Below are 13,029 nucleotides of genomic sequence, written 5' to 3'. Positions count from 1 at the left end.
GACTTCGCAAAAAATTTCAAGTATAATTGTTTTTAACACTAGGTATTAATTTTAAAAAAGAAGTGAGGTTATAACATGTCTAAAGTCATTCAAGACATACATACAGCATTTGAGCATTTAGAAAATGGCATGACAGTACTTGCCGGTGGTTTTGGGCTATGCGGGATACCAGAGCATGCCATTGAAGCGATTCGTACAAAAGGTACAAAAGGATTAACCGTAGTGAGTAATAACTGTGGTGTAGATGATTTTGGATTGGGCCGTTTACTTGAGAAAAAACAAATAGATAAAATGGTTAGCTCGTATGTGGGTGAAAATAAAATATTTGAGCAACAACTGATCAATGGTGAGTTAGATGTAACACTAACACCTCAAGGTACGTTGGCTGAAAAACTACGTGCAGGCGGTGCAGGTATTCCAGCATTTTACACAAAAACAGGTGTGGGTACTTTGATTGCTGAAGGTAAAGAATCACGAGAATTTGACGGTGAAACGTACATTATGGAACGTGCCATTACAGGCGATTTTGGTATTGTGAAGGCTCAAAAGGCGGATACATTTGGTAATTTAGTATTTGAAAAAACAGCGCGTAATTTTAATCCTTTATGTGCTATGGCCGCCAAGACTACTGTCGTTGAAGTAGAAGAAATTGTTGAATTAGGTGAAATTGACCCAGATGATGTACATCTGTCAGGTGTATATGTGGATTATATCTATCTAGGAAAACATTTTGAAAAACGCATAGAAAAACGTACAGTGAAGGAGGTACAACATGGATAAACAAACACAACGTAAGAAGATTATCCAGCGTGCAGCACAAGAAATTCATAGTGATATGGTAATAAATTTAGGTATTGGTATGCCAACACTTGTAGCAAATGAGATGAATGATCATGTGGAAAATGTCTTTTTCCAATCTGAAAATGGTTTGCTTGGTATTGGCCCATATCCTACTGAAGATGAAGTGGATCCAGATTTGATTAATGCAGGTAAAGAAACGGTTACTGCTGCTAAAGGGGCTTCCTATTTCGATAATGCAGAATCATTTGCGATGATACGCGGTGGGCATATTGATTTAGCAATTCTTGGTGGTATGGAAGTTTCGGAAACAGGTGATTTAGCAAACTACATGATTCCTGGCAAGCTCGTAAAAGGTATGGGTGGTGCGATGGATTTGGTGGTTGGAGCTCAAAAAGTGGTCGTTATCATGGACCATATGAATAAACACGGTGAATCTAAGATAAAATCAAAATGTGAGTTGCCTTTAACAGGCGCAGGTGTTGTTAATACGTTAATCACAGATTTAGCTGTTTTTAAATTTGAAGATAAAGTTATGAAATTGGTTGAACTTCAAGAAGATGCCACACTTGAACAGGTACAAACCCATACAGATGCTTATTTTATAAATTGCTTGAATCATTAGCTGTTTTCCACATATTGTACGATGTATTCATAGGTAGATTATTATCTATTTTTAAAAGATTAGCTCTTAATCAAACTTAAAATTCCGAGTAATTATGTTATTGTAACAATAGAGATTGAATTAATGACAAAGGTTCGGAGTTTGATATGAAGAAAAATGCAGAACTGAAAAGTATTGTAATCGCTATTATATTTGCAGCGGCTGCAGATGTGGTTCCTAACGCCATATTTCATAAAATCTTGTTGTTAATCGGTATTTTAGCATTTATTTATATGTTGATTACACATTTAAAGTTTACGTTATATCATATTAAAATAGAGGATAATCAGCAACAAACATGGTTTAGTGTGAAAACGGATTATTGGTTGCTGTTTATTAAAAATATGTTGGCCATAACGCTATTATTAGCGATATATTGTGTGTCTGTGTATGTCGATAATCATATGGCTTGGATTATCATTCCTTTACTTGTCGTTGGATTTATAGGAATAATCTTATTTGAAAATAAATTTGAAAAGAAGAGCAACATTTTAGAGTCAGAAAATGTAAAAGAATAGAGGTGGCTTATGAAATTTATTGATGCACATGAACAAGCTGAATTATTAAACATGGAAGAAGTCGTTGAAGCGGTCGCAGAATCTTTACAGGCCTATTCTGAAGGGAAGACGGATACCCCTTTACGTTATGTACTTCCTTTTAATGAAGACAATCGTTATCTAGTTATGCCGGCTTTATCTGATGAATTGAAAGTTGTGGGGCTTAAAACAGTAACAATGGCCCCTAATAATACAAAGATAGGTAAAAATACCATTGTTGGTTCTGTCATATTATCAGATTATGAAACTGGTGAAACATTAGCTGTATTAGAAGGTTCTTACTTAACCAAAATTCGTACAGGCGCAATTTCTGGCGTAGCTACAAAATACCTTGCTCGTCAAAATGCAGAAACATTATGTGTCATAGGCACAGGCGATCAAGCACAAGGATTAATTGAAGCTGTATTAGCTGTTAGAGATATCAAACATATTCAACTGTATAATAGAACTCACCGTAAAGCAGTGACATTTGCAGAAACGATTCAACAGCAATATCAATCCGTAGATGTGACAGTGATGGAAGATGTTGATGATGCTATAGCTAATGCTGATGTTATTGTCACTGCAACCAACGCCACGCAACCTGTTTTTAATAAATCATTAGAAGCTGGAGTGCATGTGAATGCTGTAGGTTCTTTTAAATCAGATATGCAAGAGTTGCCTTCACACGCTATAGCCAATGCAGATAAAGTAGTTGTAGAAGCATCGGAAGCGGCATTAGAAGAAACAGGAGATTTAATTACCCCAATAAAAGAAGGTCTGTTTGGAGAAAAAGATTTATATGGCGAACTAGGTGAAATTGTCAGTTCTCATTTAGCTGGACGCGAAAGTGATGATGAAATTACCGTATTTAAATCTGTAGGTGTAGCCATTGTAGATATTATTGTGGCTAACTATTTTTATCAAAAAGCACAGAAAAATAATGACGTGCAGTAATTTATATATAAGGTCGATAAAGTAAAATTTTGATAGGCTATAGTAAAATTATTAAGCGTTTCGCTGTATTGCTTTATAGTATAATGTAGGTATTATTTTATACTTTAAAGGATACTTATGGCGGAACGCTTTTTATAATGATTTTTAAAATCAAAATTTTCAAACTATACTTAGACCAAAAATAAAACATATTATAAATAACTTTATTTAAATAAGGATCAAAAGATTTTTTGTAAAGTTCTTGGTAGCATTATTCAATTATTATTACAATTTCACCTCGATTTCTTTTGATTTGTTCGTCAAAATTGTTAAACTCATACTAATATATAGAAGACGTAAATTAACTAAATTTATAATTTTATTTGTAATACTATTTTATTTTTATAATAAAAATCAGGTGTTCAACGTATTATATTAATAAAATTGACGATAAGTATATTATGACTTGAGTATATAGGAGGATGAAAAATGAAACTACTAATTACAGGTGGTGCTGGATTTATTGGCTCGCACTTAGCAGAACACTTTAACAAAGCTAATGAGGTGTTTATATTAGACAATTTAAGCACAGGGCATCGTTCGAATGTCGAATTTATAGATGATGCGCATTTCATTGAAAATGATGTAATTAATACATCATTTGTGACATCCTTAGTGGAGCAAGAACAATTTGATATCGTCATTCATTTAGCAGCCGTAGTTAGTGTTGTAGAAACAATAAATGACCCTATAAAGTCTCAGTCTGTCAATATAAATGGCACATTAAATCTCTTAGAAGCCAATCGTCAATATAATCATAATTTGAAGAAATTTATTTTTGCATCGTCAGCAGCCGTATATGGTAATACCGAAGGATTACCAAAACAAGTCGAAACGTTCATTGATCCTGAATCACCTTACGCTGTGGAAAAATATGCTGGGGAACAATATACAAAAATTTACAATACACTATATCAACTGCCAACAACTGCTTTAAGATTCTTTAATATATATGGACCGAGACAAGATCCTCATTCACCATACTCTGGTGTATTATCTATTATAGATAATAAATTTAAAAATAACGAAACATTCACATTTTTTGGGGATGGAGAGCAAACGAGAGATTTTGTATATGTAAAGGATTTGGTGCGAGCAGTTTCAATAGTGTTAGATAATGAAGTAACGAATGGCAAAATTTACAACTTAGCTACTGGTAAACAAATATCATTATTAGAAATTTTCGATAAGTTCAAAATGGTTTATAATAAAACTATAAATTATCAGTTTGCTGAATCAAGAAGCGGGGATATTAAACATTCTTGTGCTGATATCAAAGGTTTGGAAGCGCTAGGATTTAATCCACAATATGATATTATGTCAGGTTTAACTGAATATATTAATTACTCGAATACAGATAAGAAAAACTAAGAGGTGGAAGAATGATTGGTAAAACGAAAAAGTTTGTATTAAATCAGACAAAAAGAAAATTAAAATTCATTTCGGAACCATTGAAATTACAACTTAGAAGTAAATACACAAGAAATATTATGCATTATGCAAATCTATATAAAACGATTGAAGTAGATGACAAGCATATTTTGTATCAAGTTAGAGATGGACAAAGTATGACAGATAGTCCTTATGCAATATTTAAATATTTAATGAGCCATCCTGATTATCAAAAATATATACATATTTGGGTCGTAGCATCTCAAAAAATGCAAAAAGCATTTTCTAAAAAATATAATAAATATAAAAATGTAAAATTTATAGTTAAAGAAAGTGAAGACTATTTACATTATTTAACAAAGTGTAAATATCTCATCAATAATGCGACGTTTCCAACGTATTTTACGAAAAAGCCAAATCAAATATATGTTAATACTTGGCATGGTACACCTTTAAAAGCAATGGGGTTAGATATCAAACATAATTTATTAGAATCACAAAATACAATTCGTAACTTTTTAAGTTCTGACTATATTATTTCACCTAACCAACATACGACAGATATTTTTAAAAAAGCATTTAAATTAGACGGTTTAAATGATGAAGCAATTTTAGAAATTGGTTATCCTAGAATAGATGCAACGCTAAATGCACAGTCAAAAGAAGTTATGCAGAAATTAAAGCAACAAGGCATTAAATTAACAGATGCGCCGATTTTACTCTTTTCACCGACATGGCGTGGCCAAACGGTCAGTACACCAGAAGATAATATTGAAGAAATTGAAGCGCTGATTGAGTCATTAAATAAACAAACACATTATCAAGTGTTATTAAAAGTGCATCCGTTTATTTATAAAAAAGCAGTAGGTAATAAAAAATTAAAAAAATACTTAGTGGAAGATACATTTGATACGAATGAATTACTCAGTATTGTTGATTTGCTTGTAACTGATTACTCAAGTATCTTTTTTGATTATTTAGTTACAGATAAACCTATTATTTTTTATACACCCGATTATAAAGCCTATGAAGAAGACAGAGGATTTTACCTTCCTGTGGATAGTCTTCCAGGTCCAAGTGTGCACTCAATTGAAGCATTGGTAGCTACTGTCCAAGTGTCACAGCGCATGCTAGCACAATATAAGGGGAACTATCAAAAATATAAACAAAAATTTGTGAATTACGATGATGGACAAGTAACGGAAAGAGTTGTCAATCAAGTGTTTCATCATGATGCACCCAAAAATGGCGTTCAAAACAACAGAAAAGAGCGTATTTTAATATATCCAGGTGGTATGAAACCTAATGGCATAACAACATCGATCCTGAATTTATTAGAAAATGTTGATTATGATAGATATGATATTACGGTTTATCTTGGATTCAATAGAAATAAAGATGTGATAGATAATCTATATAGCTTAAATGACAATGTGAGGGTTATTTTAAGAAAAGGACCATTGTTGGCAAACACTTCAGAATACTATCGTAACCTATTGGTACGCAATAGAGGCATCAAATCGAAAATTGAAGAAAAAATTTATCCGGATGCATTGTATCAACGCGAATTTAGAAAAGTGTTTGGTAACTCAGCGTTTGATGTCGTTATGGATTTCAGTGGCTATGCGATGTTTTGGTCTGAAATCTTGTTAGCGAGCAAAGCTAAAAGAAAATTAATCTACTTGCACAGTGATATGAAAATGGATATGGAGCGTAAAGTGAACGGTGTGAGACCGCATTACGCTAATCTAAAAGGTGTGATGTCCTTATATCCTTATTATGATAAGCTCGTAAGTGTGTCTGAAGTGACTAAGCAGGAAAATGTTAAAAAAATAGCGAATAGAAAAACAAAAGATAAATTTAAATCATCGATGAATACTATTAACTTAGATAGAATTTATAATTTGGTGGATGAAGATAATGATATCTTTATGAAAAATGGGGAACGTGTCATTGTAAGAGAACAGGATAAGCAAATTACAAGCGTACCGTTCCATAAATCCGATTATAAAGTGATGACAATGGGAAGATTATCTCCTGAAAAAGGATTTGATAATTTGATTCAAGCGTTTAGCGGCGTGGTGGAAGCAAATCCTAACGCGAAATTATACATTTTAGGTGATGGCCCACTCAAAAATCAACTAAATAAACTAATTACGTCATTAGATTTATCAGAGCATGTATTTTTAATGGGACAAAAAAGAAATCCATTTAATATTATGAGAGATTGTGATCTATTTGTTTTACCGTCTTATTACGAAGGGCAATCAATGGTCTTATTAGAGGCGTTGACTGTTGGTATAGATATTCTGGCATCAGATATACCAGCCAATCAATATGTACTTGATTATGGCAAGTATGGAATGTTGAGTTTTAATGATGCTGAATCATTACAAACAAGCATACAACAGTTTATTAATAAGGAAACACCTGTTTATGCCAAATTTGATCCAGAATTATATAATAAAGAAGCGATTGAACAATTTTATCATTTATTAGATGACTAAAGTATCATATAACTGAGGGATGAGAAATAATGCTCAAGCCCAAAATAAAGGACGCATCCATATGAAATGGATGCGTCCTTTTTATATTTAAAAGCCTTCAATTTATACTGTGCTTGTTTATTTGAAATGCCATGTTTATATAGTAACTTTTACACTTTAACTATGATGTTTATAATTATTGATAACCATAGGGTGTAGTGTATTTCTTCCTACAACAATTCTTATATATGGAATAAAAGATAGTATTATCGCTAATCCAATACAAAATCCAAGTGTGAAAATAGAACTTAAGATTAAAAATAGTGGTGGGAATGTAACAAATGATGCTAGCGATCTAGAAATAAAATCTACAATGATTTGGTGTGCTAAGTATATGAAAAATGATATTTCGCTTATTAAAAACACAAATACTAAATTAAACCGAGTTAAAAATTTAGATAAATAGACGATAAATACAAAACTGATTGCAGAAAATAAGACTAAATCAAATCGATTAGACTCATTTAGATGTACGTCTAAATAAGAAAAATTAAATGCCATATAGGATAAAGCCAATAGCCAAATCAATAGAAGCCAAACTAAATGACGCTTTAAAAAATGAATAACAGTATCATAATATTTACCGAAGTAGAAACCAACAACAAAGTAAAATAGCCAATATAAAATAATGGTTCTACTGAACAAAGGATAAAAATCCCAGAATTCAAGATAAGCAGTACTGTAATACATTAAATAAGAATGTCCAAAACTAATGATAAAGGTAACAACAAGTACAAAAATAGGATTGGCTTTACTCAATAATTTATAAAATAAGCGATGTAATATATAAAACTGAAAAATAACAAGTACAAACCATCCGAAAAATTTACCTTCCACTACGATATTTAAAAAGATTTCCCAAAATGATTTATCTGAATTATCACCAAGAAATAGTCTAAAAGTGATAAATAAACCAAATATAGCATAAGGAATTAAAATAAATTTCAAACGCTTAAGTAAAAAGTTTTGCGGAATTTTAGTTGAATATCGCATACCTAATAATGTTTCGGACAAAATAATAAAGCAAGGTGTTGCAAATAATAAAATAACTTGTAAAAAACTATAAAATGATTTTTCAAATTGTGAAATGTGATAATCGTTTACTAAACCGGTTAAACAATGGACGATGACTATTGCGATACAAAATATCGCTCTAGCATAGGTGAGTTCCATTTTCCTCTCCAAAATAAAAACTCCTCTCAAAATCCATTCCATAATATGATAATTAGTATTAAAAGTAAAGTTTATATGAATTTATTTTTATAATAATTATATATAAAGCCTAGCACTTTCTAATATGAAATTTGGGTAAGTTTAAGAAAAAAATGATATGCTTACATATATTTAAAATAGTCACTGAAAAATAGCTACTAGCAGTTAATTAAAAAACTAAAAAATTGAAAGGAACAACGTTATGAAATCAATCTTACTAATTGGTCAATCAAATATGGCAGGAAGAGGATTTTTAGATAGTGTAAATCCCATCATTGATGAACGTATTTTTATGCTTAGAAATGGTAGATGACAAATGATGGAAGAACCGATACATAGCGATCGTTCTGTCGCTGGAATTGGACCAGCTGCATCGTTTGCAAAGCAATGGCTCGATGATCATCCAAATGAAACAATAGGGTTCATTCCATGTGCTGATGGAGGTACTTCTATTGAAGAATGGTCAGATGAAAGTATGCTGACGCGGCATGCTGTAAGTGAAGCGAGATTTGCTATGGAAACGTCTGAATTGATTGGTGTTTTATGGCATCAAGGTGAAAGTGATAGTCAAAATAATAAATTTCAAACATATGAAACAAAATTATCACACCTCATTGATTATTTTAGAGAAGCACTTGAATTGCCTAAACTTACTTTTGTCATTGGATTGTTAGGAACGTTTTTAGGAAAAGAAGGGTTTGGCGCTAGTGCTACAGAGTATCAAGAAATTAATAACAGTATCAAGAACGTCGCGCAGAAACAACATGATTGTTACTTTGTTACAGCAGAAGGCTTAACGGCAAATCCAGATGGTATTCATATAGATGGATTCTCACAACGCTTGTTTGGGATTAGGTATTATGATGCATTTTCAAAATCAAAGGACGTCGTCAATCCTTTAGATAATGAGAGCGAAAGAGAACAAGATTTATATAAAACTGAATTTACTAAAAATGAACAAATGTATATGCTTGTGGCTAGGTTATCTAAAAATGAAATCACGTATCAAGATTTTATCAATGAAATGTCACAAATGAATAAATAATAATCTGGAAAATTATCATTTTTAAAAATATTTATTTTTTTCGTTCAATCTATGTCTAAAAAGCCTTTCAAAACACACGAGATGTGTGTACATTTGAAAGGCTTGTTGTATTTTATCATCCCAATACGGTTATGTTAATCGTCCATGTGTGATTTTAGTAAGTGCGTCATTTGTAGCAAATATTTTAGCATTTACAGTTGGGACACCCATGGATTGTAGGCGCTCACTATGCATATTTAAATAGTTTTTAGCATTTTTGTAACTATCAAATGCATAAATGCCACCCGCTTCTTTTTCATCAGCATTTTCTGTCCAAATTTTCCATAAAAAACCTGGTTCTCCATTTATAGATTTCGCTAAATCAGCGAATTGTCTGGACATCTCTTGTCCAAAAGGACCATCGATTGGAAAATCAACTTGTAAAATATAGATCATGATAAACCATCCTTTTTAAATTATTTATTATGTTTACTATACCAATTAAAAATACATTGCAGTATGGTTTTAGCTCAAGCACTTTTCTAATATAAACAATAAAATGTTTAACATAACATCAAAGCTACATTAATAAAGTATTTTCATATTTAATTTGTACTAATCTTCATAAAAAGTGTAATTTTACTTGAAAATAAAATGGAGAGGTGTATGATGAAAGTGAACAATTACACTTTGCATATGGAAGACTACAAATAAGGAGTGATTTATTATGCGGAAAGTTGGAAAGTTAATTTCAGCAACTGTCGTTGTATCTACACTGGTTGTCGGTTCTTCAGCAGCATATATCTCAACGAGTAGTCCAACAGCGCAAGCAGCAGAGCAAGTCCAAAAGTGGGGACACGGTGAAGGTGGCGCAAGCGGTGCAAATAGTGAAAATGGTGTTCGTTCACAAGCACAAACAACACCTTGGTATAATTACGAAGGTTATACAACATATGATCCAACTTTTACACAAGATTATAACTTCGTACGTGCTTTAAAATATGACAATGTTACGATTGATGGTTATAAAGTTGACACTAATGCCAAGAAAGAATTTGATCATTCTAAGAAAATTTATGATACAAGCGTAGAATTTAATAGTGACAATGAAGTGGTGCAACTTACTTTCTTCACAAAACCTGATTCAGTATCTAAGTCAACATTTAAGAAGGCTCATACTTCAAATGAAATCATAGGAGAAGGTAAATTAGGCAATAAAGATGGCACTTATGTGAAATATGAAACAAATAATGGCTTTTATACTGCTTTCTTTGATCAAAATGATAATTTGGTGGAAATAACAATTGGTCAGTAGTTTAAATAGTATTAAAAAAGTTAAGATTCAACTCAGAGATGATTTGAAATCGCGCGTTTTTGAGATTATAACAACAGTTACTTTAATTGAAATTGTATGCTTTGGCTGGGGCAAATTAAATGTTTCAGCCTATTCTGTTGTATAGTCAATAAAATAAAGTATTTATTAAGAGTGAATGTAGCAGATTTTGTTGATGAAAAGCTTAATTGCAGTATTTTTAAATTTTAAAGTTACTGAAGGTATATATTTAGTCCCAATTATTTCTACTCGTTAATGGTTAGGCGTAATAAAGATAATTGTGTTTTGTTATATTTATGATTATAGTTAAACGTAAGTATAGCGTATTGCTTTCAAATGTGAATAGGGGGATTGAAAACTTGAAAAAATTCTATTTAAGTGCTTTGTTTGGGCTTTTTTTACTCACAGTGACAGGAATGGTTGCTGATGCAAAAAGTTTTGATCAAATAGAACAAGATAATGATACAATTATAGGGGTTTATGGTGTCAATACAGCTAATGGCAAAGTGGTACAGCACAGATCAGGTGAACGGTTTGCATTTGCATCTACATATAAAGCAATTTCAAGTGGTATATTATTACAAAACAGGCCAACGTCAGAACTAAATAAAAAAATAGCGATATCCAAAGGTGACATTGTCGCTTATTCACCCGTCACTGAAAAATATATCGGCAAGCAAATGACGTTAAAAGCATTAATAAAAGCTTCTATGTTGCAGAGTGATAATACAGCTAATAATAAAGTCATCGAAGAAATAGGTGGAATTAAAGAATTTCAACAATCACTCATACATCGTGGAGACCATATATCTAATCCACAAAGACTCGAACCAGATTTAAATTTATATGATCCACAAAGTACAGATGATACAACCACACCTAAAAGAGCTGCAACAACGTTCAATCATCTTCTACAGAGTGAAAATATGAGCAAAGCTAACCTTGAATTACTAAAGCATACAATGATTCATAATGAAACTGGAGATACGTTAATAAAAGCAGCTGTATCTAAGGATGATGTTGTAGGAGATAAAAGTGGTCAAGGTTTAACCTATGGTAGTCGAAACGATTTAGCTTTTATATATCCAAAAAAGCAAAATAAGCCAATTATTCTTGCTATTTACACGAAAAAATCAGATAAAGATGCGAAACCTGATGATAAAGTTATTCAAACAGCGGCAGAAACAGCTATTAAGTCATTAAAATAAATTCAAGTAAGCGAAACTTAGATTGGTGCAGAGGGGTTAAATATGGAAATAAAGCAAATGAAATATTTTGTAGAAGTTGTGAAAAATGGGGGGATGACACAAGCATCCGAGCATTTATATATTGCGCAATCTACAATAAGTAAAAATATTAAAAGTATTGAAGACGAATTTAATATCACTTTATTTGATAGAAGAAAAAAGCATATTATTTTAACGGATATCGGCCAGATTTTTTATGATAAATGCGTGGAAGCTTTAGCGGTGCTAGATGATTTATCATTAGAAATGGGAGATGTAACAAATTTAGAAAAAGGCCATATTAGAGTTGGTATATCAGCAATTATGAACGTGAGACTTTTTACAGAAAGTTTAAATCATTTTCATAGTAAATATCCAAAAGTGACATACGAAGTTATTGAAGGTGGAGGCAAAGCTGTAGAGTCTTATTTAAATAATGATGAAATTGATGTAGGCATTACTACGTTACCTGTAGATAATGATATCTACCATGCTATCCCACTATATAATGAAAAGTTATTGCTAGTCGTAAACAAAGATGCGATGCTTGCGAAACAAGGACCAGTCTATCTAGGTGATTTGAAAAATGAACGTTTTATTATGTTTCATGATGATTACTATTTAAAAGATCAAATTATTGAAAGTTGTAGAAAAGTTGGTTTTCATCCAAAAACGGTTGCTAAAATGTCTCAAATTACTTTTATTGAAAATATGATCCGAGATGGCATCGGTGTGAGTATATTACCAGAAAGTATCGTAAATATTTTAAATGAAGACCTTGTGGGTATAGAAATTTCAGGTGCAGATGTGTCATGGAATTTGGGAGTTATTTGGAAAAAAGATAGCTATATGAATTATGTAACTCACGAATGGATTAAATTTTTAAAAGATACTAGATAATGATGCTTAACAAAGCGATTATAGTTTATGAAATATGTATTCCATAAGAGAATGTTATATATTCCAACTATGTATTTTAATCATATTTCAGTGCGTAATATAATAGACATATAGAGGTAGTAAGTACTGATGATTAATAGAAGAATAAAAGTTAAAACATTTATGATAATCCCTAGCGCCAAAATATTAACTATATAAGCGTTTCATAATTTAAAGCTCATAACAAATTTATATAGAATTTAACTAATATAATAACTCTCCCCATTCATTCACTAAAATAAGGACACCCTATTCTTATTCATTATTATATTATTGAGCAATGATATTTAAAAACTAAGCTTATCTTCTAAATCAGTACAGTTTAATAAACGACCCTCTTGTCAAACATCAAACAAACATATA

The 13,029-nt window shown here is 31.5% G+C and carries 11 protein-coding genes and 1 pseudogene; 10 read left to right on the top strand and 2 right to left on the bottom strand.

All coding sequences use genetic code 11. From position 1 onward, the window contains the following. Positions 1 to 75 precede the first annotated feature (75 nt). The 6 genes from AB1J10_RS11025 (at position 76) to AB1J10_RS11000 (ending at position 6,893) form a co-directional block, all read left to right on the top strand. Positions 76 to 780 carry a CoA transferase subunit A gene (locus tag AB1J10_RS11025; RefSeq protein WP_070039461.1) on the top strand — a complete coding sequence of 235 codons (705 nt, stop codon included), beginning with the start codon at positions 76 to 78 and terminating at the stop codon, positions 778 to 780. Continuing rightward, complete coding sequence (locus AB1J10_RS11020) at positions 773 to 1,423, top strand: 3-oxoacid CoA-transferase subunit B (RefSeq protein WP_070039460.1); 651 nt, start codon at positions 773 to 775, stop codon at positions 1,421 to 1,423. Before AB1J10_RS11025 ends, AB1J10_RS11020 begins: the two co-directional genes overlap by 8 nt. A 146-nt stretch (positions 1,424 to 1,569) precedes the next feature. After that, complete coding sequence (locus AB1J10_RS11015) at positions 1,570 to 1,980, top strand: hypothetical protein (RefSeq protein ID WP_070039459.1); 411 nt, start codon at positions 1,570 to 1,572, stop codon at positions 1,978 to 1,980. A 9-nt stretch (positions 1,981 to 1,989) separates the two neighbouring features. Next, a complete protein-coding gene (locus AB1J10_RS11010) occupies positions 1,990 to 2,955 on the top strand; it encodes an ornithine cyclodeaminase family protein (protein ID WP_070039458.1) in 966 nt (321 codons plus the stop codon). 468 nt (positions 2,956 to 3,423) lie between these two features. Next, positions 3,424 to 4,365 carry an NAD-dependent epimerase/dehydratase family protein gene (locus AB1J10_RS11005; protein WP_070039457.1) on the top strand — a complete coding sequence of 314 codons (942 nt, stop codon included), beginning with the start codon at positions 3,424 to 3,426 and terminating at the stop codon, positions 4,363 to 4,365. 11 nt (positions 4,366 to 4,376) lie between these two features. Then, the gene (locus tag AB1J10_RS11000; protein WP_070039456.1) at positions 4,377 to 6,893 is read left to right on the top strand and encodes a glycosyltransferase; all 2,517 of its coding nucleotides are present in this window, start codon (positions 4,377 to 4,379) and stop codon (positions 6,891 to 6,893) included. Between the two features lie 156 nt (positions 6,894 to 7,049). Here AB1J10_RS11000 and AB1J10_RS10995 read toward each other — a convergent pair whose 3' ends face one another. Next, positions 7,050 to 8,105: an acyltransferase family protein gene (locus AB1J10_RS10995; RefSeq protein WP_369003120.1), complete on the bottom strand. Its 1,056-nt coding sequence runs from the start codon at positions 8,103 to 8,105 to the stop codon at positions 7,050 to 7,052. Between the two features lie 241 nt (positions 8,106 to 8,346). Between AB1J10_RS10995 and AB1J10_RS10990 the strand changes: the two are divergent. Continuing rightward, a pseudogene (locus AB1J10_RS10990) lies at positions 8,347 to 9,189 on the top strand (sialate O-acetylesterase). 129 nt (positions 9,190 to 9,318) lie between these two features. On the opposite strand, the gene AB1J10_RS10985 reads toward AB1J10_RS10990, so the two are convergent. Further along, on the bottom strand, positions 9,319 to 9,624 hold the full coding sequence (locus tag AB1J10_RS10985) for a monooxygenase (RefSeq protein WP_040029905.1): 306 nt from the start codon (positions 9,622 to 9,624) through the stop codon (positions 9,319 to 9,321). Between the two features lie 271 nt (positions 9,625 to 9,895). Here AB1J10_RS10985 and isaB point away from each other — a divergent pair, with 271 nt between their 5' ends. The 3 genes from isaB (at position 9,896) to cidR (ending at position 12,627) form a co-directional block, all read left to right on the top strand. After that, positions 9,896 to 10,483 carry an immunodominant staphylococcal antigen IsaB family protein gene (gene isaB, locus AB1J10_RS10980; protein ID WP_046207225.1) on the top strand — a complete coding sequence of 196 codons (588 nt, stop codon included), beginning with the start codon at positions 9,896 to 9,898 and terminating at the stop codon, positions 10,481 to 10,483. 377 nt (positions 10,484 to 10,860) lie between these two features. After that, positions 10,861 to 11,709 carry a class A beta-lactamase gene (bla, locus tag AB1J10_RS10975; protein ID WP_070039452.1) on the top strand — a complete coding sequence of 283 codons (849 nt, stop codon included), beginning with the start codon at positions 10,861 to 10,863 and terminating at the stop codon, positions 11,707 to 11,709. A gap of 42 nt (positions 11,710 to 11,751) precedes the next feature. Continuing rightward, the gene (gene cidR / locus AB1J10_RS10970; RefSeq protein ID WP_040029908.1) at positions 11,752 to 12,627 is read left to right on the top strand and encodes a cidABC operon transcriptional activator CidR; all 876 of its coding nucleotides are present in this window, start codon (positions 11,752 to 11,754) and stop codon (positions 12,625 to 12,627) included. Positions 12,628 to 13,029 lie beyond the last annotated feature (402 nt).

Source organism: Staphylococcus cohnii species complex 1663 (assembly GCF_041008415.1).
GTDB lineage: Bacteria > Bacillota > Bacilli > Staphylococcales > Staphylococcaceae > Staphylococcus > Staphylococcus ureilyticus.
Note: the sequence above shows the minus strand (reverse complement) of the source record. Positions and strands in the feature narration are given on the sequence as shown.